Genomic DNA, 26,109 nt, shown 5'->3' on the forward strand with positions numbered 1-26,109 from the left:
ACATGGCTACTGTAAAAGAATACTCCGTAGAAGAAAAATTGGCGTCTGTACTTAGGCTACAGAAGATGGACTCCAGACTGGATGAAATCCAGGTGTTGAAGGGAGAGTTGCCAATGGAAGTAAAGGATCTGGAAGATGAGATCGAAGGGCTGAACACCCGTCTCTCTCATGTAGAGGATGAGATCCGTGGCATCCAGGACTTTATTGCCAACAAGAAATCGGCAATTAAAGAGTCAGAGGCCCTGATGAAGAAATACGAGAAGCAGCAGGATAACGTTAAGAATAATCGTGAGTTTGAAGCTATCACCAAAGAGATCGAAATGCAGTCGCTCGAGATCAAACTGGCCGAAAAGCATATCAAAGACGCTAACGAAGAGGTAAAGGATAAGAGCCGTAACCTGGAAAGCGCTAAGAAGGCTATCGCTGATAAGGAGTCTAACCTGAAGCACAAGAAAGGTGAACTGGAAAAGATCATCGGTGAAACTGAGAAAGAAGAGAGAGGTTTCCGCAAACAGAGCGATGAAGCGCGTACTAAGGTAGAAGCCCGTTTGCTGGCTGCTTACGAAAAGATCCGTAGCAACTATCGTAACGGTCTGGCAGTAGTAACCATTTCCCGCGATTCCTGCGGTGGTTGCTTCAATGCTATTCCTCCTCAACGTCAGGCTGAGATCCGCCAGCGTAAGAAGATCATCGTTTGCGAACACTGTGGCCGTATCCTGGTTGATAATGACCTGGAAGCGACAGTAACTATCTAATAGTAAGCAATAACTTATTTAAATAGTGTAGGAAGTCCCGGCTTTAAGGCCGGGACTTTTACATTCAGGCTGGAAGGGCAGTGAAAAATTTGGTTTGGAATTTGGTAGATAGGCCCGGAGTTAATAATCAGATATATTTGTGTCCATGCGCATATCATTCCTGCTGGGGTTATTCTTAAGTATTACAATTTCGTTAACAGGGCGGCAAAAAGTTTACGACTTTAATATCCGTTGCCAGCAGGCATATGATGCTATCATGCAATTGCGTCTCGATGCCGGCGCCGCGTTGCTCGAAGAAGAGAAAAAGGCGCACCCGGATAATCTCATTCCATATTTCCTGGAAAACTATGCTGACTTTTTTACCCTCTTCTTCAATGAAGATCCTGCGCTGTATGCGCAGAAAAAAGCACTCAGGGCTGATCGCCTTGCACGTATGGAAGAAGGTCCCACCAATTCGCCTTATTACCTCTATACCCAGGCTGCTATCCGTTTCCAATGGGGAATGATCCGTGTAAAGTTCAGCGAAAAATGGGATGCTGTATGGGATATTCGCAAAGCTTATCTGCTACTGAAGGATAATCAGAAAAAGTTCCCGCAGTTCCTTCCTAATAACATGCTGGCCGGCTCCATGCAGACCGTTTTCGGTACTATTCCCGAAGGATACCGCTGGATCTCCAATACGCTTGGTATGAAAGGAAGCATCCGGGAAGGTATGCAGCTGGTACAACAGGTGATTGACAGTAATACGGAAGTGGCGAAGTTATTCAGGGAAGAAGCCTGCTACTATTATTGCTATCTTAAATTATTCATCGAAAATAAACCGGAAGACGTCTGGGGATTTATCCAGAAGTATAAGCTGGATACAAAAAATAACTACCTTTTCGCTCTGATGGTGGCCAACATTGCCATGAACAATCAGAAAGCCACGCTGGGTATTAAAATACTGACAGAGCGGAATGACAGTGTGCAGTATGAAGAGATCCCATATGTATATTATGTACTGGGACAACTGAAACTGTGCCGTGGAGATGAAGATGCCAATGTTTACCTGCTGAAGTTCGTAGACCGCTTCAAAGGGAAGTTCTATCTTAAGGAAGGGTTGCAACGTCTTAGCTGGTACTATTACCTGCACAATAATATGGATGCTGCCAACAAGTATCGTAATATGATCCTGACCAGGGGGAACACGGAAACCGATGCAGACAAGCAGGCATTAAAAGATGCGAAGAGCGGCAGGTGGCCGCACCCGTTATTGCTGAAAGCTCGTTTGTTGAGTGATGGTGGTTTTTTCCCGGATGCATTGAAATTACTGCAAACAAAGAAAGCAGCCGACTTTGCGTCTATGGAAGAAAAGCTGGAGTATGCGTATCGCCTGGGCCGTATCTACGATGAAATGGGAATGGACGATAGTGCTATTACGATGTACGAGGTAACGGTAAGGACAGGGGCTAACCGGCAGGAATATTTTGCGGCCAGGGCTTCTTTACAGATGGGATATATTTATGAGAAAAGGAATGATAAAGCCAAAGCCCAGAAGTGTTACCAGGCGTGCCTGGACATGAAAGGACATGACTATAAGAATTCACTCGATCAGCGGGCAAAGGCAGGCATACAACGTTTAAACGGCAGTTGAGCCTGTCGCTACGCAGATACAGTTCGTAACAGGCGCATTAATTTGCGGAATAATCCAATGTGATATATTCGTATTTCCAATACTCCTTATGCTACAGAAACTAACTATCAAGAATTACGCTATCATTGATCACCTGGAGGTGGATTTCTCCGGCAACCTGAATGTAATTACAGGGGAAACAGGTGCTGGTAAGTCAATCGTGCTGGGTGCATTGTCATTAATATTGGGAGAGCGTGCAGACCCGGGAATGTTGCTTGACAAAGAGGCAAAGTGTGTAATAGAGGGCGCGTTCAAAGTTAAAAAATCACAGGTGGCAGCCTTCTTTCAACAGTACGAACTGGATATGGAAGATCAGCTGATCATCCGCCGGGAGATCAGTGCTGCCGGAAAGTCACGCGCATTCGTCAATGATACTCCTGTCAACCTGAACCAGCTCACAGAGCTGAGTCAATACCTGGTAGACCTCCATCAGCAGTTCGATACGCATGAACTGGAAAAATCTGACTTCCAGCGTGAAGTGCTGGATGCATTGGTGAACCAGCCTGCCGTGCTGCAGCAATATCAGCAGCAGTTCCAGCGCTACTCGCAGGTGCAGCGTCAGCTGAAACAGCTGAAAGATCAGCGGGACAGTGCCAATAAGGAACTTGATTACAACAAATTCCTGCTGGATGAATTGGCAGACGCGGCCTTCACGCCAAATGAGATCGAAGAACTGGACGCTGAACTGAAAGTATTGAGTCATGCGGAAGAGATCCGCAACACGCTGAGCCGTGTATATTTCCAGCTGAACGAAGATGAACACCCCATCCTTCAGCAACTGAAACAGATACAGTCTTCCGTACAGGCGCTGGCCGCTTTTCATAAAGATGCGCCGGCGGTAGCTGAAAGACTGCAATCAGCCTATGTAGAGCTGCAGGATATCTCTTCAGAAATAGGCCATATGAATGATCAGGTACAGTTTGACGGCGCCCGTATAGAACTGGTGAACGAGCGGCTGTCAATGGGCTATAAACTGCTGAAAAAGCATGGTGTGCAAACAACCGCCGAACTGCTGCAGATCCAGGAACGACTGACCAGCAGCGTTGAAGGTGCACTGAACATGGATGAAAAGCTGGCAGACCTGGAAAGCGAACTGGAGGCATTAAGAGTAGTATTGCAGCAACAGGCGGACACGATCACGGATGCACGTGTGAAAGCCGCAGCGCCATTCGAGGAGAAAGTGAATGCATTGCTGGCCCAGGTGGGAATGCCAAATGCCCGCCTGAAAGCGTCTATCGCACAGGGAGGGCTGAACCCATATGGACAGGATACCGTAGAATTGCTCTTTGACGCGAATAAGAGCGGTCAGTTTGCCCCCATCAGGAAAGTAGCATCCGGTGGTGAACTAAGCAGGCTGATGTTGTGTATTAAGTCGCTGGTAGCACAGTCTGTAGCCCTGCCAACGCTGATATTCGATGAAATTGATACCGGTATCTCCGGAGAAGCAGCCCGCCAGGTAAGCTTTATTATGGAAGATATGGCACGTGGTCATCAGATCATCTGCATCACCCACCAGCCGCAGATCGCAGGCAAGGCAGACGCTCATTACTTCGTATTTAAAGATGCCCGCGACGGTAAAATAACTACCAATGTCAGGCTGTTGACAAGAGAAGAACGCATCAATAAAATAGCCCAGATGCTGAGCGGTGAAAAGCCCACTGCGGCAGCGTTGGAGAACGCAAGAGAGCTGGTGAAATAGCTAATCACCTGGTAGCTTTTCAATTAATCTTTTTTTTTCAACTATAACAGCTATTTTTGCCGAAATTAATTTTTGAACCCAATGGCTCATAACTTATTAAAAGGAAAAAAAGGTATCATATTTGGTGCATTGGACGAGAAGTCTATGGCTTGGAGCACAGCATTGCGCTGTGTGGAAGAAGGCGCCGAAATTGTGCTGACCAATGCTCCGATAGCATTACGCATGGGAGAGATCAACAAACTGGCTGAATTATGTAAGGCTCCTGTTATACCCGCTGATGTTACCAATATGGATGATCTGAAAACCCTTTTCACTAAATCCATGGAGCATTTTGGCGGCAAAATAGATTTCGTACTGCACTCTGTGGGTATGAGCATCAATATGCGTAAAGGCAGATCTTACACTGACCTGGATTATGATTTCTCTCACAAAACATTCGATATTTCAGCTATGTCCCTGCACCGTGTACTGCAGACTGCATATCAGCTGGATGCTTTGAATGAATGGGCTTCCGTAGTAGCATTGAGCTACATCGCTGCTCAGAGAGTATTCCCTGATTACAGCGAAATGGCGGATGCTAAATCCATGCTGGAATCAGTAGCGCGCAGCTTCGGTTACCACTATGGTTTCAAGAAGAAAGTACGTGTAAACACAATTTCACAGTCTCCTACCAAAACTACTGCAGGTGGTGGTGTGAAAGGCTTTGATGGTTTCATGAGCTATGCAGAGAAAATGAGCCCGTTGGGTAACGCCACTGCACAACAGTGTGCTGACTACTGCGTGGTAATGTTCTCTGACATGACCAGGATGGTAACTATGCAGAACCTGTTCCATGATGGTGGCTTCTCATTTACCGGCGTTTCCGCAGAGGTAATTGAGCAGATGGGAGAATAAGACGAATCAGTTATAACAACATATAGAAACGCCGTGAGAAAGGAATATTCCTCTTTCACGGCGTTTCTTATGTTTGCAGCCATATGGCCTCACGTTATTTATAATACGAAAATACAGGCCCTCCGTCTTTAGATGGGCCATCGGGAGACGATCATTTCAGGGCATACAATGTCAGCTCACTCCGCACTTTTTCACCTAGTCAGGTATAATACCTTTGATCAGGATATAAAAAAAAGCCGTTCCCCTTTAAGAAAAGGAACGGCTAAACTTTTTAAGCATAGGCGAATTGCTGAGGCAACAATAATGGAAAATAATCCGTCTAATACTCATCTTCATTGAAGAAAAAGTCGTCTTGCGACGGGTAATCAGACCAAATATCTTCTATTCCCTCATAAATTTCCCCTTCGTCCTCCAGTTCCTGCAAGTTCTCAATCACTTCAATCGGTGCACCGGAGCGGATGGCGTAATCTATCAATTCGTCTTTCGTAGCTGGCCATGGAGCATCCTCCAGGTATGAAGCTAATTCTAAGGTCCAGTACATGTTATCGAAATTTTTACTTTCTGAATTTCCGCAAAAGTATTATTTAATTTGAAATAAACAACTATTACTATTTTAAAGGTTAAATTACTTTTCTTTGAGTATGCTAACCGCACGCAATCTTACCAAAAATTATTCCAACTTACACGTCCTGAAGGGAGTGAGTGTTACCGTATCCAAAGGAGAGATCGTTACTATAGTAGGGTCCTCGGGCGCAGGCAAAAGTACTCTTTTGCATATACTCGGCACGCTGGATACCCCGAGTTCCGGGGAAATCTGGTTAAACGACATCAATCTGGGATTGCTGACAGGAAACACGCTGGCCGATTTCAGGAACAAACATATAGGCTTTATCTTCCAGTTCCACCATCTTTTGCCGGAATTCTCTGCATTAGAAAACGTATGTATTCCGGGGTTTATTGCCGGTACCCGTAAGTCGCAGGTGAGGGAACGAGCCGCATTCCTGCTCGAAACACTGGGTCTTGCCAACAGGATGGAGCACAAGCCGAACCAGTTATCAGGCGGTGAGCAGCAGCGTGTAGCGGTTGCCAGGGCCTTGATCAATCAGCCGGACATTATCATGGCCGACGAGCCTACAGGTAACCTGGACTCTAAAAACGCCAGGGAACTGCACCAACTGTTTATTGAACTGCGGGATAAGTTCCAGCAGACTTTCGTCATCGTAACCCACAACGAAGAGCTTGCCCCATTGAGCGACAGGCAGTTAGTGATGAAAGACGGGGGAATAGTAGGGGAGTTGGTATAACCTTCAAGTCCAACTTAAAGGCATATATAAGGCATATATAAGGCATATATAAGGCATATTAAAGGCATATCAGGGACTTTTCAAGTCCAACTCAACGTCATGTATGCGTCGTGTATAAAGCATGTATACGTCATGTATAAAGCGTACATAACATAATCATCCCAGGTGGATCGACCCCGTAGGGGCATAATATCGATTCCCCGGGTTCGTAACCCGGGGAATCGGGATATCAACCGGACCGGGAAATGGAATTGGGGAATAGAATTGAAATCAATCCCGGGGGAATCGGAATATTAATCGAACCAGGAAGCCGAACAGGAATCGTTAAGTTTATCTAACCCGGATCACGGTTTATCCGTAATCCTCGCCTTCCAGGGAATTTCCGCTACCTGTAGCTGATGTCCTATCCAGCGGGCTAACACAAACAAATAATCGCTCAGCCGGTTCATATATTGCAGCACCAGTGGTTCTATGAACTGCTGTTCCTCCTGCAGTCCCACGCAGAGGCGTTCTGCCCTCCGGCATACGCAACGGGCAACATGACAGGTAGATACCGCTACATGACCGCCGGGAATAATGAATGACTTCATTTCCGGCAACACTTCATTCATTTTATCGATGCTGGTTTCAAGCAATGTGATATCAGCCGCATGCAGGTCGGGAATACGCATCTTTGTGTCCTTATCAGGGTCACATGCCAGGGACGCGCCGATCGTGAAAAGACGGTCCTGTATTTCGCGTAGGAGGGCAATCGTGTCGGTATAGGCAGACAGGTGATCGCTTACCAGGCCAATATATGAATTGAGCTCGTCTACGGTTCCGTAGGCGTCTATGCGGAGATTACTTTTAGGTACTTTTGTCCCCCCGATCAGGGCGGTTTTACCCTGATCGCCTGTTTTGGTGTAGATCTTAAATGACATCAGTGAGGTGTTTACTGATTGGATTTTATGGCATCTGCCAGTATTTCTTCATTCAGCCTGTCAGATTCTATGAGGCCGTCGCGTAAACGTACTACACGGCGGGCGTGAGCGGCGATGTCCTCTTCGTGGGTTACGAGCACCACTGTATTGCCGGAAGCATGTATATTTCCGAATATCTCCATGATCTCAATGGAGGTCTTTGTATCCAGGTTACCGGTAGGCTCGTCCGCCAGTATCAGGGAGGGGTCATTGACCAGTGCGCGGGCGATGGCCACACGCTGACACTGACCTCCGGAAAGCTCATTAGGCTTATGTTTATAACGTTGGCCCAAACCTACTTTTTCCAGCATAAAACGGGCTTTGTCGTCCCGTTCCTTCTTCGGAATGCCGGCATAGATCAGTGGTACCGCTACGTTTTCCAGTGCACTGAGACGGGGCATCAGGTTAAACTGCTGGAATACGAAACCGATCTCTTTATTGCGCACACTTGCCAGGGCGTCATCTTCCATTTTACTCACATCGTGCCCGCTTAGTATATACTTACCGCTGGTAGGCGTGTCGAGGCAACCCAGCATATTCATGAGCGTGGATTTACCGGAGCCTGAAGGGCCCATCAGCGCTACATACTCATTTTTAAAAATGTCCAGGTCAATACCTTTCAGTACCGGTAGTTCATTTTTGCCAATGAAATAGCTTTTACGAATGTTTTCTAAATGGATGACGGAAACTGGGCGCATAGATTTATAGCATTACAAGGTTGATCTATTTCTTGATAACTTTCGGCACTTTGAAATATTGATCGTTGGCAGCAGGGGCGTTCTTCAAGCCTTCTTCCCGGGTTATGGAAGGGACTACAGTGTCTTCTCTCAGCACGTTTCTGTCTGCCGTCAGATGCAATAATGGTTTTACGTGAGTAGTATCCAGCTCATTTAGCTTCTCCACAAAGGTGATCATTCGCTGCAGGTCTCCTTTGATCTCTTTTTTCTCCTGGTCGCTGAATTCAAGCCTGGCCAGGTCTGCCAGTTGCTGTACCAGCGTCTCATTCACTTCCATAAATCAAATTAAATGAAAAAATAATAATTATCGGACATGGTCCGCGTTAAAGTTACCTTAAATAGTCGATAGTCCATAATGGGCAAATTCCTTATTTTGCACCCCATTATGGCTACATCAAAAGAAATAGTGGTAAGCGGGATCCGCTCTACCGGGTATTTACACTTAGGCAATTATTTTGGCGCTATCCGCAACTACATCAGGATGCAGGAAACATTTAACTGTTATTTCTTTGTAGCTGACTGGCATTCCCTCACCACCCATCCTGATCCTAAAGACCTGCGCGGCAACGTGTTCCGCGTACTGGCAGAAAATATTGCGTCCGGTCTGGACCCTGAAAAGGTAGCTTTGTATGCGCAAAGCGATGTTCCGGAGATCGCGGAATTGTATCTTCTACTCAATATGATGGCTTACAAGGGGGAACTTGAAAGGGTGCCCACCTTTAAAGATAAAGTACGCTTGCAACCTGAAAATGTGAATGCAGGTTTGCTAACTTATCCGGTGCTCATGAGTGCCGATATCCTGATCCACCGTGCTGTAAAAGTGCCGGTAGGTAAAGACCAGGAGCAGCACCTTGAAATGGCCCGCAATTTCGCACAGCGTTTCAACGAGCGTTATGGCGAACTGTTCCCAGACCCTGTGGCATTCAATTTCGGAGATGACCTGGTAAAAATACCTAGCCTGGATGGCGGTGGAAAAATGAGTAAGAGCGAAAACCAGATGGCAACCTTGTATCTGGCTGATACAGATGACCTGATCCGTAAAAAACTGGCCAAGGCTAAAACCGATAGCGGCCCTGTTGAACCAGGAACTCCAATGTCTGAAGCCATCACTAATCTTTTTCTCTTGATGGAACAGGTAAGTACTCCGGAAGTGATCAAGCATTTCCGCGATACTTACGATAATCAGACTATCCGTTACGGAGATATGAAAAAGCAGCTGGGAGATGATATGGTGAACTTCATTGCGCCTATCAGGGAAAAGGCACTCGCGTTGCAGAATGACCCCGCCTACCTGAACCGTATCATGAAAGAGGGTGCGGAAAAAGCCAGGGAAAGTGCGGCACAAACTTTGCAACAAGCGAGGAAACTCATAGGAATTAATTATTACTAGTCATTACTTATATTGCCGTATAGGGTAGCAAGTTTTTTCAATTGATAATCAAATAATTTGTAAATTTTAGGTTGTCAACTAATAACTTGCTGCCATTACCGGCTGCAATGCAACGATTAGTGACCCCTGATATTATCATGGCAAAACAAAGCAAGATCAAACATATAGCTATAGCCGGGAACATTGGCGCCGGCAAAACCACACTTACTGAGCTGCTGTCAAAACATTATAAATGGGCGCCCCAGTTCGAAGACGTTGAGCACAATCCTTACCTCAATGATTTTTATGAAGATATGCCACGCTGGTCATTCAACCTGCAGGTATACTTCCTGCACGGCCGTTTAAAACAGTTACTCGACATACAGAACGGAAATGAGATCGTGATCCAGGACCGTACCATCTACGAAGATGCACACATCTTCGCACCCAATCTGTACGAAATGGGACTGATGACCAAACGTGATTTTGATAACTACTTCAACTTCTTCGAAACACTGAAGTCTATGGTGAAACCTCCGGACCTGCTCATCTACCTGCGTGCATCTGTACCAACACTGGTAGCACAGATCCAGAAAAGAGGAAGAGAATATGAAGAAAATATCCGCCTCGATTACCTGAAAAGACTGAACGAATATTATAATAACTGGATAGAAAAATATTCCGAAGGCCCGCTCCTGATCATAGATATCGACAAGAACAAGTTCCCGGAAAGTGAAGAAGATCTCGGTGAGATCATATCGAAAATAGACTCACAGTTATATGGTCTGTTCTGATCATTATGATATAGTTTTTTTTAAATAAAGATTTAATTCTAATATTGTCTCCTTACACACGTAAGGAGACTTTTTGTTTGTTAACATGTTGACCTGTACCGGCTTAACATGCCATTTGAAAAACCAGCTAATCCAACCATTTTAAAGCAGATGAAAAAGATCATTGCAACCATTGTTTGCACAATGTGCACAGCAGCTATTTGTGCGCAACTTGTTTGGCTCGCAGTAGACAAGCAGCCTTTTGCCGGCACATACAGCCGGAATTTCCAACAGTTATTAACAGCCCTGCAAAACCAGGCGGCACTGTCGTACGTGCCCGTAGTGACTGCAGGCGCAGGAACTGAGCGGCGCTTTATGTTAAAGGAGATCAGTACGCATACCCTCGCCGTGGCATTGCCTGTCAGGCATGGCGGTTTTGGATTGCATTTACAGCAATCCGGTTATACTGATTATCGCCGGCAAACAATAGGACTTGCATATGGCAGAACACTCGGCGATCGTTTCAGTATAGGCATGCAGGTAAATTATCTGTCCAGGATCATTCCGCAGTATACAAGCGCCCATGCTCTTGTTTTTGAGTTGAGTTGCCTGATGCATCTTACGCCACAGCTGCATATAGGGATGCAGGCATTTAATCCGGCCGGCAGCGAACTACAACGCCTCGATAATGAAAAGGTACCTTCCATTTACAGGGCAGGCCTCGGGTATGAAGTAACGCCCACCTTTCTGCTAAGCGCTGCCGTTACGCAGGAAACAGGTACATCAACAGCTACCAAGATTATGTGCGAGTACCGGATCATTAAACAGTTGTCCTTACAACTGGGTATATGTACCGATCCGCAGCTTAGTAACGCGGCCATTGGCATCACATTACGTCAGTTATACATCCTGCTTTCTTCCAGCTATCATCCACAATTAGGTATTACACCTGCAACTGCAATCGTATGGCAACTAAAACAGCAGCATTGATATGCCTGCTGCTCGTTTGTCAATCAGCCGGTGCGAGGCAGACAGAACCCGGACTGAATGCTATTGAAGAAAGCCGTTTGGAAGGCGTTGCAGCGCATGCAGAAAACATACCTGAAGATGATGGTCACTGGCAACAGTTGCAGGGATATACGCGTCGTAAAATTGACCTGAACAGGGCTGACGCAGCAGTCTTGCGATCATTGGGACTTTTATCCGCTGCACAGATCCATCAGCTATTATTATACAGGCAACAAATGGGACAGCTTGTCAGTATTTATGAGCTGCAAGCCATACCTGGTTGGGACGAACAGCTGATCAGCAGCATACTGCCTTATGTCCGGGCAGGTAATGATCTGGAACCGGTGTACACACTGAAAGACTATATGAAAAAAGGGGAGCACTCCCTGTTCTTCCGGTATGGCAGGCAGCTGCAAACCAGCAGGGGATATCTGCATACGGATAGTACCGCCGCACAATACCTGGGAAGCCCTGATAGATTGTTACTGCGTTACAGGTATAATTTTCCGCGTTACATGAGTTGGGGACTGGTAATGGAAAAAGATGCAGGGGAGTCGTTTTTCGGCCGTTCCAATCCACAGGGCTTTGACTTTTACAGTGCACACCTTTTTGTGAAAAAATATAAAAGGATCAGGGCATTGGCGCTTGGCGACTTTACAATCAATATGGGGCAAGGATTGTTAAACTGGCAATCCCTGGCCTTTGGAAAAGGAGCCGCCGTAATGCAGGTAAAACGGGAAGGAGAATTATTGAAGCCATATGCATCAGCAGGAGAAACTAATTTCTATCGCGGAGCAGGTATCACTATGTCTTATGGAAAATGGGAAGGCACAGCCTTTCTATCCTCACGCCGGCTGGATGGCAGTATAACTAACGGCAGCGGTTACCATAGGTCATTAACAGAACTGGCTAAACGGCATACACTGGGGCAAATGACGGCAGGCGGGAATATCTCTATAGCAGACCGTGATTGGAAAGTAGGCATAAATGTGATCCATCATACATTATCCGCCCCCATAGAAAAAGGGGATGTCCCCTATCAACGTTTCGCATTTGAAGGCAGTACGCTGACAGCGGCCAGCACTGATTTTGAAGTCACCTGGAAAGGCATGCATTTCTTCGGAGAGGGAGCAGTGAGCGGCAACGGAAAAACAGCTTTGATAAGTGGAGTACTGGTCAGTGCAACAGCGAATGTGGATCTGGTGTTGCTCTATCGCAATTACAACAAAGCCTACCAATCTTTTTATGCAGATGCCTGGGGAGAGTTTTACAGGCCCGTTAATGAAAACGGCGTCTATACGGGTATCAGCCTGAAAGTGAACAACCGGCTGAAAATAAACGCTTATGCGGACCAGTTCCGTTTCCCCTGGTTGCAATATCGTTCCTCCGCACCGGGGGGAGGTAGGGACCTGCTGGCTGCACTCACCTATACACCGGACAAACGGACAGAGGTCTTTTTCAGATATAACTACACGATAAAACAAACGAATGGAAAAGAGAATATATCCCTTCTCCCTCCACCTGTACAGGTGGCGTATCAAAGCTGGCGGCTGCAGTCAGGAATACAGATGAAAAAGAACATCGCGATAAAGAACAGGGTAGAGGTGACCCGGCGTAAACAGGAAGGAAAGGAACAACAGGGGTTTCTGTTATTCCAGGAAGTGAATTATCAGTGTACCCGCTGGCCCCTACAATTATATATGCGTTATACCATGTTTGTTGCCGGAGAGGGTGAGAACAGCATGTATACACTCACTTCAGGTATGTTGTACGAGTACGCTGTTTCCCGCTTGTCTGGCGAAGGGCATCAGTATCAATGCCGTATACGTTGGAAATTTAAGAAGGGAGTGATACTCTGGGTACGTTATCAGCAAACGGTTTATGGGCAGGTGGAGAGCACCGGTAGTGGTTGGGATGAAGTAGAAGGAAATCGTTCCGGAATGGTACAGTGCCAGATGCAATACTTGTTCTAGGAATCTGGTTACAAAACCAATGTTAAGTTTTGCCTTATATCTTGCTGCCAAATAATCTAGTATATATGCTATTTTTTTTCTCTCTTAAAAAAAGGTTAAATTTTTCTTGGATGAGAGGAAAAAAAATCTCTAAATTGTGGGTCTCAACCAAAATCTAAATCGTAATATGAAAGAGGTCGGAATCTCTTTTTCCTGTCTTACTGCTAGTAAAACAACAATGTCAACCTGTTCTCAGCGGTATCCTATTTCCGTTGGTAAGAAGGATGAGTTCAATTCCGTACCACAAACAACCATCCAGGTTCTTGCCGCCTTCTCCCCGGATGGTTATTTCAACAACAGAGTTATTAGTAAATATAAAGTGGTTTTTGCAAGTTAGGGGCTTGTATAAGATGGTCTATGCCAATTGATTACAGGCCTCGGGACTAAGTATTTTTTATTGTCAATTAAATCTAAATCGTTTATGAAGAAAAGAGCCTTACTCTTTTTCACCGTGCTTATGGTGAGCGTAACGCTGACGTATGCTCAACAACGTCAGGTTACCGGTAAAGTCACCGGCGCCGATGGGTTACCTATACCTTTCGCAACAATCCAACTCAAAGGGACAAACACAGGAACCACATCAGATCAGAATGGAAATTTCAAACTGAACGTAAATAGCAACAATGCAGTATTGATTGTTAGAAGTGTGGGTTATGAAGCGCAGGATATTGCTGTAGGATCTAACGCAACCATCGCTGTATCATTAAAAGCAGATGATCAGAATCTTCAGGAGGTTGTGGTTACAGCATTGAACGTAAAAAGAAATAAAAATGAACTGCCTTATTCCGCTCAGATAGTGAACGCTGAAGAGCTGAACAGGACAAGAGACGCGAACGTTACGACTTCCCTGTCCGGTAAAGTATCCGGTCTGGAAATTCGTAAGAACAATACACTCGGCGGTTCTACCAATATCGTGCTGCGTGGTACGAAATCACTGACTGGTAATAACCAGGCTTTGTTCGTAGTAGATGGTGTACCGGTGGATAACTCAAACACAAACAGTAAAGACCAGCGTACCGGCCGTTCCGGTTACGACTACGGTAACGCTGCTGCGGATATCAACCCTGATGATATCGCTTCTGTGAGCGTACTGAAAGGTGCTGCTGCTGCTGCGTTGTACGGTTCCCGTGCATCCAACGGTGTTGTGATGATCACTACTAAAAAAGGTAACCGCGGTGTGAACGTTACGGTGAACAGTGGCGTTAACATCGGTAAAGTAGATAAAAGCACTTTCGTGAAATACCAGCAGGATTATGGCGCAGGTTATGGCGACTACTGGACTGAAGAAGATATCGATGGTGACGGCAATCTGGATAAGGTTGTGAATACTGTAGATGATGCTTCTTATGGTCCTAAATACGATCCGAACCTGATGGTTTATCATTGGGACGCTTTCTATGAAGGTTCTCCGAACTTCGGTAAAAAAAGACCTTATGTAGCACCAGCTAATGATGCTACCCATTTCTTCAGAACCGCAGTTGGTACCAACAATAGTGCGGTGATCGATGGTAGCAGCGACAAAGGCAACTTTAAACTGGGATATACCAAAAGCGTTGACCAGGGTATCATGCCTAACAGCCGCATCGGTAAAGACCTCATCAACTTTGGTGCATCTTACAACCTGTCTTCCAAACTGACTGCAAGTGCATCCGTAAATACATCCCTCATCAAAGGCCAGGGCCGTTATGGTACTGGTTACGATTCCAGAAACCTGATGACTAACTTCAGGCAGTGGTGGGAAACGAACGTTGACGTAAAAGATCAGGAAGCTGCTTACCAGAAAGAGAAAAAGAACATCACCTGGAACCAGCAATATCCTGGCAGCCTTGACCCGGCATATTGGGATAACCCATACTGGACAAGATATGAGAACTTCGAGAACGACAAACGTACCCGTAACTTCGGTAACATCGCGCTGAACTACAACGTGACCGACTGGTTTAACGTATTAGGTCGTGTGTCTCTGGATACTTACAATGAAATGCAGGAAGAAAGAACAGCTGTAGGTTCACTGGATGTTTCTGAGTACAAAAGATTCGAGCATACTTTCAGCGAGTATAACTACGACCTGTTACTGAATTTCAATAAGAATATTTCTGAGAGCCTGACCTTCAAAGGTATCCTCGGTGGAAACGTCAGAAGAACAAGGAACAGCTCCATTCTTTCTAAAACGAACGGTGGGCTGCTGATCCCTCGTTTGTATGCACTGCTGAACACTGCAAACCCGATCGAAGCACCAGTGGAAATCGCTACCATCGAAGAAGTAGACGGTATCTTTGCTTCTGCTAACTTCGGTTATAAAGAATACTTATTCCTTGATCTCTCTATGAGAAGGGACCAGTCTTCGACCTTGCCAGACAACAATAACAGTTACTACTATCCAGCAGCTTCATTAGGCTTCGTATTCTCGAAACTGATGCCACAGGCTACATGGTTAAGCAGTGGTAAAGCAAGGATCAACTATGCTGAAGTAGGTAACACTGCTCCTCCTTTATACACCAAAAACTATTACGAGGTTGCTACAGGTATCGACGGAAATCCGCTGGCATCTGTGGATGGTACAAAATATAATCCTGATCTGAAATCAGAGCGTACAAAGAGCTTTGAAGCAGGTCTTGAAATGGCTTTCCTGCAGAACCGCCTCGGTTTTGATGCAACTTATTACAGATTGAACACTGTAGACCAGATCGTTCCACTGCCGGTATCTACTGCTACTGGTTTTGATTACAAAGTGATCAACGCTGGTAATATCCAGAACCACGGTATAGAGTTGTCTCTGTTCGGTACACCTGTAAGAACTAAAGATTTCTCCTGGAACATCAACCTTAACTGGTCCCGTAACCGTAACAAAGTGGTGTCCTTACCTGGTATCACTACCCTGCAGCTGGCTAGCTTCCCTGGTAACATTACTGTTAATGCTTCTGTGGGTCAGCCTTACGGTACTATCATCGGTACAGATTATGTATACAATGAGAAAGGTGAAAAGCTGATGGAAGATGGATATTACAAGATCTCTCCAACATCCAACAACATCATTGGTAACGCAAACCCAGACTGGATCGGCGGTATCACCAACACCCTTAAATATAAAGATGTATCCTTGAGCTTCCTGGTTGACGTACGTCAGGGTGGTGATCTCTTCTCTCTGGATATGTACTATGGTCTGGCTACTGGTTTGCTGCCTGAAACAGCTGGTAAGAACGACCTGGGTAATGAATCAAGAGCTCCACTGACCGATGATCCTAAAACATCCGGTGGTATCATCATGCCAGGTGTGAATGCAGATGGTAAGCCTAACACTACCAGGATCGCGAACGAATTCCAGACATATGGTTATTCCGTTAATCCGGATAAAGCATTCGTATACGATGCAAGCTATGTGAAACTGCGTGAAGTATCACTGAGCTATTCCCTGCCTGCTTCTATAACAAAACGTATGGCGCCTTTCAAAGGTATCGACTTCTCCCTGATCGGCAGGAACCTTTGGATCATTCACAAAAATCTGCCTTATGCAGATCCAGATGACGCTATCAGCTCCGGTAACTTCCAGGGTTATATCGGCGGTAGCTATCCTTCTACACGAACTTTTGGTGCTAACGTGAGATTCAGGTTCTAGTACAGGTGAATTAAAATCAAAAAAAGTAAAATGAAAAAGATACTCTTATATACGTCACTCTCTATAGCAGGTATGGTTTCTACAGTATCCTGTACAAAAGATCTGACTACACTTAACAATGATATAAAGAAACCGGAAGTAGTAGCTGCTTCTGCATTATATTCCAGTGCAACGAAAGAACTGGCCGATCTGTTGACAAGTACGAACGTAAACCTGAACATTTACAGGTTGATCGTTCAGCACTGGACAGAAAATACGTATCTGGATGAATCAAACTACAACCTGATCAAAAGGAGTATTCCGGATCTGTTTTGGTCAGCCATTTATACAGATGTGCTGAAAGACCTGAAAGAGGCGAAAGGTGTAGTAGAAAAAGACGCGGTTATCAGTGCTGCTACTAAAAAGAACCGCCTGGCGCAGATTGAGATCATGTCAATCTATGCAACATCAGTAGCGGTGAATACTTTCGGTAATGTTCCATACAGCAAGTCAATGGACATCGATAATCCATTCCCGGTATATGAAGATGGTCAGGCTATCTACAATGACCTGCTCACCCGTCTGGATGCTGCATTGGCATCTTTCGATGCAAGTGACGAAGGTTTCGGTGCGGCTAACATGCTGTTCAAGGATAACGAGATCAGTAACTGGATCAAATTTGGCAACTCCCTGAAATTCAGATTAGGTATGATCCTGATTGACGCTGCTCCGGAAAAGGCGGCTACAGCTGTTACCGAAGCTGAACCTAAAGCATTCGATACACAGGGTGAAATTGCAGTATTCCCATACTCTACCGTTCCTCCTAATACAAACCCGCTGTGGGAAGATCTGGTACAGAGCGGCCGTCATGACTTTAACGCTACCACTGTAATGCTCGATCAGCTGAAAGCATTGAATGACCCGAGAATAGGTCAGTTCTTCACTAAAGTTGGCGGACAGTTTGTGGGATTAAAGTATGGCACTAAAGGTTCCTACGTGAATTACTCACATCCGGGCGATAAACTGGAGAAAAAAGATCTGCCGGGTGTGTTCATTGACTACACTGAAATAGAGTTCCTCCGTGCAGAAGCCATCGAAAGAACTTTACTGGCTGGTGATGCAGCTACGCACTATAACAATGCGATTGCAAACTCTATCATTTCCTGGGGTGGTACTCCTGCTGAAGTAACAGCTTACCTGGCTCAGCCTACTGTAGCTTACGCAACAGCTACCGGTACTTACAAACAGAAGATCGGTCTGCAGAAATGGATCGCCTTCTATAACCGTGGTTTCGATGCATGGGTAGAAGCAAGAAGACTGGATTACCCGGTATTTGTACCTGGTCCTGGCGCAATAAGTGCATGGCCTGTACGCTTTACTTATCCTGTAAATGAACAGAACCTGAATAAAGAGAACTATGATAAAGGTTCTTTATCTTTAGGTGGAGATGGTGATAGGGTGACTACTAAAATATTCTGGGACAAATAATCCCACTGCATAAGATTTAGAATTGATTAACAAGGCCCTCCTCAATTGTTTGGGGAGGGTCTTTTTTATTTGTGTATTGAACCCTACCTTATCATATTTGTTATAGAGTAGAACCCCTTGTAAATCAATCAACAGAAATGGAAAGATTGGATTTTAATTAACGCCAGAATCTAAAACCGACATACGGGTTATTTCTCCAGGACCATGTTTTATTCACGCACCTCTCCGGTGTATAAAATAAAATCCGAACCGTTATGCTAAAACATTTACTATGTCTTTTAATTTTTATTGGTTTAACAACAGCGCTTTACGCACAACAGCGTGAGGTTACAGGCAAGGTGACGGGAACAGATGGTGTTCCTATACCCTATGCCACTGTTCAGATAAAAGGTACCTCCAGGGGTACTACGGCCGATCAGAGCGGTAATTTCAGACTGATGGTGGATGGCAACGATGCCATTCTGCAGGTAAGAAGCGTTGGGTTTACGCTTAAGGAAATACCCGTCGGCACAGCAAGCAACTACAGTGTCTCACTTGCGCAGGATAACAGGAACTTGCAGGAAGTCGTAGTTACAGGGTTAGGTATCCAACGTTCTAAAAAGGCGTTAGGATATGCTGTACAGGACGTAAAGGGAGATGACCTGGTAAAAGCCAGCCAGGGTGATGCACTCAGGGGCCTGGCCGGTAAAGTGGCCGGTATGCAGGTAACAGGTTCCGGCGGTACTCCGGGATCATCTACTTTTATCAAACTCAGGGGTACAAACTCTCTGACCGGGTCAAATCAGCCCTTGTTTGTAATAGATGGTATTCCTGTAGATAATTCACAGAACTATTCCGGCGACCCCGCCGATGGTGATAACCAGGTGCTGCAAGGTGCTACCAATACAAACCGTGGTTCCGATATCAACCCCGATGATATTGAAAGCATTACCGTACTGAAAGGCCCTGCTGCCGCAGCGCTCTACGGTATTGATGCCGCAAATGGAGCAATTATCATCAATACTAAAAAAGGTAAAGCAGGTAAGATCTCTGTCGATTTCAGCACCGGTGTTTCCTTTGATGTAGTGAACAGGTTACCTAAGATCCAGAAACAGTTTGCAAAAGGTTCAGGAGGTTTACTCGCGCCATTCGAGTCTACCAACCGTTATTCCTGGGGCCCTAATATTGACACGCTGTTCTGGACAGGCACTCCTAATGAATATGATTTCCATGGGGATGTAGTTGGCGCTTCCGACCCTAACGCCAATATCAAGTTTATACCTTATGACAATACCAACGATTTCTGGAATACAGGCGTAACTTATAATAATAGCCTGTCATTCACCGGTGGTACGGAAGTGGCTACTTATCGTATGTCTGTCTCTCACAACTATCAAAGCTCTATTGTGCCATTGCAGTATAAGCAACGTACTGCCATCGGGTTAGCCGGCCAGTTGAAAGTATCTGAAAAGGTAAGGGCGTCAGCAAACATCAATTTCAATGTTTCTAACGGTAGCATGCCGCAGAATGGTAGTAACCTCTCAGGTATCATGCTAGGATTGACAAGAACACCTATCTCCTTTGATAACTCCAACGGAGGACTGGAACCTGATGATCCGCGTGCTTATCTCTTCTCCAACGGCTTACAGCGTTCTTACCGGAATGGTATATACGATAATCCATACTGGACTATCAACAATACTCCTTACACAACTGCTGTACAACGTTTGATAGGAAGTTTGCAGGTTGACTGGGATTTCATCAAAAACTTCACGCTGACATACCGTATCGGTACGGACGTGTATGGCGATAATCGTCATCAGTTCTATGAAATCCAGTCAGGTGCTTATAATGGTGGTCGTATTTTTGATGACAGATATACCTATAAAAGCGTGAACTCAGACGCGATCATTACTTATGCAAAACAGATCTCAAAAGATTTCCGTCTGGATGTGAAGGTAGGTAACAACCTGTATTCCCGCAGAATGGATGAACTGTATGTACAAGGTGATGGTCTGACCTCTACAGGATACGACAACATCAGTAATGCGACAGTACAGAAATCATACAACTATATTACGCCTTACAGAAGGATATCAGGTTACTTTGATATCAACCTTGATTTCAGATCAATGTTATTCCTGGAAATCACAGGGCGTAATGACTGGTCATCTACTTTGCCACCGGATAATAACGCATTCTTTTATCCATCTGCAAGCCTCGGTTTTGTATTCACAGAACTGGATGGACTGAAAAGCGATGTACTCAGCTTTGGTAAACTCAGGTTATCAGTTGCCCAGGTGGGTAAAGACCCGGGTGCCTTCCTGACTAAGTCTTTCGCAGAACCTACTACTTATCCGGATGGTTACACCACAGGTGTTTCCTTCCCATATGGAGGAAAGGGAAGTTTCAGCCTGGACAATATTTTGGGTAATCCTACATTAAAACCTGAAAAGACAACTTCCTACGAAGTCGGCCTGCAGTTACAATTCTTCCGCAATCGTTTAGGTATAGATGCAACTGCGTACCATTCAAAGGGAACTGATTTGTTGGTTGAATTGCCTATCGCAGGATCTGCCGGGTTCCAGTATGTAAACCGCAATGCTGCGTCTATCAGGAATAATGGTCTCGAAATAGCCTTAAGCGGCAAGCCGATCGTTGACAAAGCCTTTACCTGGGACGTGTTTGTGAACTACAGCATGAACCGCAGTAAAGTATTGTCACTGGCGCCTGGCATCAACCAGGTAACTGTGAACGGTTTTACAGGTACACTGGTAGCACATCTGCCGGGGGAACCTGCGGGTGTTATTTACGCCTATGGCTGGGCAAGGGATGACCAGAACCGTGTAATTATCAGCGATGCTACCGGCGACTTCGGTTATCCTGTCGTATCACCTATTCAGAAAAGAGTAGGTAACCCTAATCCTGTATTCCTGATGGGTATCGGAAATACCTTCAGCTACAAAGGATTCTCACTGTATACCCTGGTAGACTGGAAACATAAGGGCGACCTGTGGAATGGTACACGTGCGTCTCTGTTAGCAATAGGTACTTCTTACTATACACTGGACAGAGGACGGGAACAGGTGTTTGAAGGTGTAATGGGACATCTGAACGAGTCCGGTCAGATCGTACATAACGACGGTGGGGCTGAAAAACCTGGTCCTGGTGCGGTGAATACCACTTCCGTACCGCTGGATGAGAACTGGTATCTTGGAAATGGTGGTGGCTTTGGCGCACAGACAGAAACATTTATCGATAATGCTTCATTTGTGAAACTGCGTGAAGTAACCTTGTCTTACGATTTCCCGGCTGATAAGTTTAAAAACTCCAGGTTCTTTAAGGGGATCAACGTTAACTTATTCGCCCGTAACATCATAATATGGACACCGTATAAGGGGATAGATCCGGAAACCAGTTTAACCGGAGCCACAAATGCACAGGGTATTGACTATTTCAATATGCCTGGTACAGCCAGCTTTGGCCTGAACTTCAAGTTTAAATTCTAACCCTTAAAACGAATGACCATGTTACGAATTACTAAATATATACTACCAGTATTATTCCTGCTTACTATATCGCAGGGTTGCCGGAAAGACTATTTTTATAACGGTATCAATGATAACCCTTCCCAGTTAAGGAATCCGACGGCAACGTCCTTGCTACCAGGTGTGATCCTGCAGAGCGCCTATACCTGGGGAGGCGACGCTTCCCGTTTTCCTGCCCTCTTTATGCAGCAGGTAACAGGCGCCGCGAACCAATCGGCCAGCGCAAACATCTACAATATCACGCCCGACGATGTGGATAACATGTGGTATGCCGGCTTCTATGGCGCCATTATGACAAATATCGACACATTGATAACTATTGCTACCGCTGCCGGTCAGGGACATTATGCGGCAGTCGGTAAGATCCTGATGGCGAACGATCTTGGCCAGGTGAGTGATTTTTGGGGCGATGTACCTTATACGGAAGCTTTCCAGGGACTTGGCAATTCCCAGCCCAGGTATGACAACCAGGCAGCTATTTATGCCACCCTGCACAGGCTCCTGGACGAGGCCATTGAATCGCTCGAAGAAGATGATGGCAGTCCTTTCCAGCCAAATGCCAATGACGATCTCCTGTTTGAAGGAGACCTGGACAAATGGCTTAAGTTTGCCCACTCACTGAAGGCCAAGTTTTATCTGCATACAGTAAAGGTGGACAATACGGCCCTGGCCAAAGCACTGGCAGAAATTGACGATGGTTTTCAAGAAGGTGAAAGCGCCTTTGTCAGGTTTATCGGAAGTAATGCCACTACTACACAGGCGCCGTGGTACCAGTTCAATACGCAGCGTGCCGATATTATATTCACCGGCCACCTGAACGACATCATGGATGCAGCCGGCGATCCCCGGTATGAAGTGTATTACGATCCGGGAGATCCCAGCGCCCTCGGAACATTATATGGTTCTCCCAACTCACCGGTGTACTTCATGTCTTACGACGAGCTGAAATTCATTGAGGCAGAACTGCAATTAAGAAATAACAATCCTGCAGGAGCAGCCGCCGCCTATAATGCCGCAGTAGCTGCAAACCTGATCAGGACTATTAATGATGACAGTTATCTGACCGAAGTGGACAGAACAGCCGCGAACATTACACTGAGTGATATTATCACCCAGAAATATATCGCCCTGTTCCTCAGTCCCGAGGTATGGAGCGACTGGCGCAGAACAGGGTTCCCCGTGTTAACCGCTCCTGACGGTAACGTGCTGGATGGCCAGCTGCCTCGTTCTTTGTTCTATCCAAGCAGTGAAGTCCGCTATAATTCTAATACACCTGCCAATACAAGGCTGACACGCCGCGTATGGTGGGATGCACAATAACGGTATTCATCCTTGTACCGTCGTTTGAAAAAGAGACCTTTCATTTTAAGGTCTCTTTTTTACATTTGTAGCGCAAAAGCAAATAATATGGAAAATCAGCAGGAAGAACAGCAGCAGCTTAATATTGAATTGAGCGAGGAAATAGCAGAAGGTGTATACGCCAACCTGGCGATCATTACCCATTCCAATGCGGAGTTCGTAGTGGATTTTGTAAATGTGATGCCCGGACTGCCTAAGGCTAAAGTAAAGTCACGTATCATATTGACTCCTCAACATGCCAAACGCTTCATGAGAGCCATGGTGGATAATATTAAGAAATACGAATCTGTACATGGAGCTATTCAGGACCAGGACCCTGTTTCCCTGCCCATGAATTTTGGCGGACCTACTGCCCAGGCATAAGCGTTCCTTCTGCAGAAGCACCACACGGAAACTATATACAGGAAACAGGACTAATCGACGATGAGCCAAACATTCTCCTATCCCCATCTGCGGGAATTTACAAGGGAAGTATTTATAAAAATGGGGTGTCCCCCACAGGATGCCGACACAGCCAGTGAAGTATTGTTATCCGCCGACCTCCGGGGCATAGACTCCCACGGAGTAGCCCGCCTTACAGGTTATGTGAGATTATGGGAAGCCGGCAGGATCAATGCTACGCCCAACGTACGTGTGGTACATGAAACACCCAGTACGGCCGTTGTTGACGGTGATGCCGGTCTGGGACTGGTAGTTGCGCCTTTCGCCATGAAAGTGGCCATCGAGAAAGCGGCCGCAGTGGGCAGTGGCTGGGTAAGCGTGAAAAATTCCAATCATTTCGGTATAGCAGGCCAGCATGCTATGATGGCCCTGGAAAAAGATATGATCGGGATGGCCATGACAAATGCCAGTCCGCTGGTAGCCCCGACTTTCGCCACCGAGCGTATGCTGGGCACAAATCCTATTGCGGTGGCCATACCGGCTAAAGAACAGCCGCCTTTCGTGGCCGACTTTGCCACTACCACGGCTGCCAATGGCAAATTGGAGATCCTCCAGCGGAAAAGCGAAGAAGCGCCTACCGGCTGGATCCAGGATAAGGATGGTCATTCCAGCACAAACCCGCACGAACTGAAATCGGGCGGAGCGCTGTTGCCACTGGGTGGCGACCGTGACCATGGTAGCCATAAAGGCTATTGCCTCGGGGCTATTGTGGATATTTTCTCTGCTGTGCTTTCCGGCGCCAATTACGGGCCCTGGGCCCCGCCTTTTGTTAGCTTCCTGCCCCTGGCGCCCGATCCGGTAGGAGAGGGACTGGGCCATTTCCTGGGAGCTATGAGGGTGGACGCATTCCGCCCGGCCGACGAATTCAAGGAACATATGGACAAATGGATCAACCGTTTCCGCCAGGCCACGCCTGTAGCAGGAGAACAGGTGCTGATACCCGGAGATCCTGAACGGGAAATGGAAAAGGAAAGGCGTACCGCAGGTATCCCCTTACTGGACCCGGTAGTGAAAGATCTGCAGGAAGTAGCAGGAAAATTTAAATTGAATTTTTAAAGTCGCTATAAAGACCCGAACTTGCGGCTTTTTAAGCACAATATCTTGTAGCGTCAAACATATAACAATTCAACAGTAATGAAGATCTTAAAATTTGGTGGTACGTCTGTAGGTAAACCGGAACGTATGCATGCCGTGGCCAGTCTGGTGACTGCTGATAATACTCCTAAAATAGTAGTATTGTCCGCATTGTCCGGTACTACCAATGCTTTGGTAGAAATCGGTCAATCCCTTTCCGAGGGTAAAAAAGAACAGGCAAAAGGCCAGATAGACAAGCTGGAAGCACATTACAGAACTTTTTGCGAGGCCCTGGTCAAGCAGGACGGCGCACGTGCCAAGGCTACTGCTGTTGTTGATGAACATTTCGAGTTCCTGAACATCATTCTTAAGATATCTTTCAACGAAGCGCTGAACAAGGATATACTGGCACAAGGTGAACTGCTGTCCACCCGCCTGTTCAGCGTGTACCTGCAGGAAGCTGGCGTAGAGGCAGTATTACTGCCGGCGCTGGAATTCATGAGCATCGATGAATACGAAGAACCAGAGATCCCGAAGATCAAGATAAAGCTGGGCAACCTGCTGGAAAAACATAAAGGAAACACTGTCTTTGTTACTCAGGGGTACATCTGCCGTAACGCAAGAGGAGAGATAGATAACCTGAAACGCGGTGGCAGCGACTATTCTGCTTCCCTGATCGGCGCTGCCATACAGGCCAGCGAAGTACAGATCTGGACAGATATAGATGGTATGCACAACAACGATCCGAGAGTAGTTAAGAAAACTTTCCCGATCGAACAGCTGTCTTTTGATGAAGCAGCAGAACTGGCCTACTTCGGCGCCAAGATCCTGCATCCTGCTTCTATCTGGCCAGCGCAGCATTTCAACATCCCTGTAAAGCTGCTGAATACCATGCAGCCGGAAGCAAGAGGTACTATCATTACCGAACTGCCTAACGGTGATGGCGTAAAAGCGATCGCTGCAAAAGACGGTATTATCGCTATCAAGATCAAATCCAGCCGTATGCTGCTGGCTTACGGGTTCCTCCGCAAGATCTTCGAAGTATTTGAGAAATACCGTACGCCTATTGATATGATCACTACTTCAGAAGTAGCCGTATCACTGACTATAGAAAATACGCCTTACCTGGATCAACTGCTGAAGGAATTACAGCCTTTCGGTTCCGTTGAACTGGACCATCACCAGACAATAGTTTCTATTGTGGGTAATGAAGTAGCTGCTACGCCTTCCATCCTGAAGAAACTGTTCGATGCGCTGAATGAAGTGCCACTGCGCATGATCTCCTACGGAGGCAGCCGTCATAATATTTCTATCCTGATAGGCGGACAGCACAAAGAGAAAACATTACAGCTGCTGAATAAAGGGTTGTTCAACCTGGAATAGTAGCTGGAAAAGTATATAAAAAGTAAAGGGAGCATCTGCTGATGTTCCCTTTGCTTTTTA

At 46.0% G+C, this 26,109-nt stretch carries 20 protein-coding genes; 16 read left to right on the forward strand and 4 right to left on the reverse strand.

Annotation, left to right across the window (positions count from 1 at the left end):
* Nucleotides 1–2 precede the first annotated feature (2 nt).
* From C7475_RS25460 to C7475_RS25475, 4 genes are all read left to right on the forward strand, one after another.
* Nucleotides 3–755: a zinc ribbon domain-containing protein gene (locus C7475_RS25460; RefSeq protein ID WP_110056236.1), complete on the forward strand. Its 753-nt coding sequence runs from the start codon at nucleotides 3–5 to the stop codon at nucleotides 753–755.
* Between the two features lie 145 nt (nucleotides 756–900).
* The gene (locus tag C7475_RS25465; RefSeq protein WP_110056237.1) at nucleotides 901–2,388 is read left to right on the forward strand and encodes a lipopolysaccharide assembly protein LapB; all 1,488 of its coding nucleotides are present in this window, start codon (nucleotides 901–903) and stop codon (nucleotides 2,386–2,388) included.
* An 88-nt stretch (nucleotides 2,389–2,476) separates the two neighbouring features.
* A complete protein-coding gene (recN, locus tag C7475_RS25470; RefSeq protein ID WP_110056238.1) occupies nucleotides 2,477–4,126 on the forward strand; it encodes a DNA repair protein RecN in 1,650 nt (549 codons plus the stop codon).
* Nucleotides 4,127–4,207: 81 nt separating this feature from the next.
* Nucleotides 4,208–5,020 carry an enoyl-ACP reductase gene (locus C7475_RS25475; protein WP_110056239.1) on the forward strand — a complete coding sequence of 271 codons (813 nt, stop codon included), beginning with the start codon at nucleotides 4,208–4,210 and terminating at the stop codon, nucleotides 5,018–5,020.
* Nucleotides 5,021–5,339: 319 nt separating this feature from the next.
* On the opposite strand, the gene C7475_RS25480 is transcribed toward C7475_RS25475, so the two are convergent.
* The gene (locus tag C7475_RS25480) at nucleotides 5,340–5,561 is read right to left on the reverse strand and encodes a DUF2795 domain-containing protein (protein WP_012794455.1); all 222 of its coding nucleotides are present in this window, start codon (nucleotides 5,559–5,561) and stop codon (nucleotides 5,340–5,342) included.
* Nucleotides 5,562–5,661: 100 nt separating this feature from the next.
* Between C7475_RS25480 and C7475_RS25485 the strand changes: the two genes are divergently transcribed.
* On the forward strand, nucleotides 5,662–6,324 hold the full coding sequence (locus C7475_RS25485; RefSeq protein ID WP_110056240.1) for an ABC transporter ATP-binding protein: 663 nt from the start codon (nucleotides 5,662–5,664) through the stop codon (nucleotides 6,322–6,324).
* A 344-nt stretch (nucleotides 6,325–6,668) separates the two neighbouring features.
* Here C7475_RS25485 and C7475_RS25490 read toward each other — a convergent pair whose 3' ends face one another.
* The 3 genes from C7475_RS25490 to gatC are packed head-to-tail and all read right to left on the reverse strand — an operon-like array spanning nucleotide 6,669 to nucleotide 8,297.
* On the reverse strand, nucleotides 6,669–7,244 hold the full coding sequence (locus C7475_RS25490; RefSeq protein WP_110056241.1) for a cob(I)yrinic acid a,c-diamide adenosyltransferase: 576 nt from the start codon (nucleotides 7,242–7,244) through the stop codon (nucleotides 6,669–6,671).
* Between the two features lie 11 nt (nucleotides 7,245–7,255).
* The gene (locus tag C7475_RS25495; protein WP_110056242.1) at nucleotides 7,256–7,981 is read right to left on the reverse strand and encodes an ABC transporter ATP-binding protein; all 726 of its coding nucleotides are present in this window, start codon (nucleotides 7,979–7,981) and stop codon (nucleotides 7,256–7,258) included.
* 25 nt (nucleotides 7,982–8,006) lie between these two features.
* Entirely contained in the window at nucleotides 8,007–8,297 is a 291-nt protein-coding gene (gene gatC / locus C7475_RS25500; protein WP_110056243.1) for an Asp-tRNA(Asn)/Glu-tRNA(Gln) amidotransferase subunit GatC, read from the reverse strand.
* Nucleotides 8,298–8,405: 108 nt separating this feature from the next.
* On the opposite strand from gatC, the gene trpS reads away from it, so the two are divergent.
* The 11 genes from trpS (at nucleotide 8,406) to C7475_RS25555 (ending at nucleotide 26,049) form a co-directional block, all read left to right on the forward strand.
* On the forward strand, nucleotides 8,406–9,410 hold the full coding sequence (gene trpS / locus C7475_RS25505) for a tryptophan--tRNA ligase (RefSeq protein ID WP_110056244.1): 1,005 nt from the start codon (nucleotides 8,406–8,408) through the stop codon (nucleotides 9,408–9,410).
* A gap of 107 nt (nucleotides 9,411–9,517) precedes the next feature.
* Nucleotides 9,518–10,183, forward strand: coding sequence for a deoxynucleoside kinase (locus C7475_RS25510; protein WP_233259961.1), 666 nt, complete (start codon nucleotides 9,518–9,520; stop codon nucleotides 10,181–10,183).
* Nucleotides 10,184–10,333: 150 nt separating this feature from the next.
* Nucleotides 10,334–11,152: a hypothetical protein gene (locus C7475_RS25515; protein WP_146217650.1), complete on the forward strand. Its 819-nt coding sequence runs from the start codon at nucleotides 10,334–10,336 to the stop codon at nucleotides 11,150–11,152.
* The gene (locus tag C7475_RS25520) at nucleotides 11,128–13,143 is read left to right on the forward strand and encodes a helix-hairpin-helix domain-containing protein (protein WP_110056247.1); all 2,016 of its coding nucleotides are present in this window, start codon (nucleotides 11,128–11,130) and stop codon (nucleotides 13,141–13,143) included. The genes C7475_RS25515 and C7475_RS25520 overlap by 25 nt, the downstream gene beginning before the upstream one ends.
* 460 nt (nucleotides 13,144–13,603) lie before the next feature.
* Entirely contained in the window at nucleotides 13,604–16,798 is a 3,195-nt protein-coding gene (locus C7475_RS25525) for a SusC/RagA family TonB-linked outer membrane protein (protein ID WP_110056248.1), read from the forward strand.
* Between the two features lie 30 nt (nucleotides 16,799–16,828).
* Complete coding sequence (locus tag C7475_RS25530) at nucleotides 16,829–18,265, forward strand: SusD/RagB family nutrient-binding outer membrane lipoprotein (protein WP_110056249.1); 1,437 nt, start codon at nucleotides 16,829–16,831, stop codon at nucleotides 18,263–18,265.
* A 254-nt stretch (nucleotides 18,266–18,519) separates the two neighbouring features.
* Nucleotides 18,520–21,753, forward strand: coding sequence for a SusC/RagA family TonB-linked outer membrane protein (locus C7475_RS25535; protein ID WP_110056250.1), 3,234 nt, complete (start codon nucleotides 18,520–18,522; stop codon nucleotides 21,751–21,753).
* An 18-nt stretch (nucleotides 21,754–21,771) separates the two neighbouring features.
* Nucleotides 21,772–23,112, forward strand: coding sequence for a SusD/RagB family nutrient-binding outer membrane lipoprotein (locus C7475_RS25540; protein WP_158286618.1), 1,341 nt, complete (start codon nucleotides 21,772–21,774; stop codon nucleotides 23,110–23,112).
* 87 nt (nucleotides 23,113–23,199) lie between these two features.
* Nucleotides 23,200–23,514 carry a DUF3467 domain-containing protein gene (locus tag C7475_RS25545; RefSeq protein ID WP_110056252.1) on the forward strand — a complete coding sequence of 105 codons (315 nt, stop codon included), beginning with the start codon at nucleotides 23,200–23,202 and terminating at the stop codon, nucleotides 23,512–23,514.
* A 60-nt stretch (nucleotides 23,515–23,574) separates the two neighbouring features.
* Nucleotides 23,575–24,648 carry an Ldh family oxidoreductase gene (locus C7475_RS25550; protein ID WP_110056253.1) on the forward strand — a complete coding sequence of 358 codons (1,074 nt, stop codon included), beginning with the start codon at nucleotides 23,575–23,577 and terminating at the stop codon, nucleotides 24,646–24,648.
* Between the two features lie 78 nt (nucleotides 24,649–24,726).
* Nucleotides 24,727–26,049 (forward strand): aspartate kinase, encoded by a 1,323-nt coding sequence (locus tag C7475_RS25555; RefSeq protein ID WP_110056254.1) that lies wholly within the window; start codon nucleotides 24,727–24,729, stop codon nucleotides 26,047–26,049.
* Nucleotides 26,050–26,109: the final 60 nt, after the last annotated feature.

Source organism: Chitinophaga sp. S165 (assembly GCF_003182155.1).
Taxonomy (GTDB): domain Bacteria; phylum Bacteroidota; class Bacteroidia; order Chitinophagales; family Chitinophagaceae; genus Chitinophaga.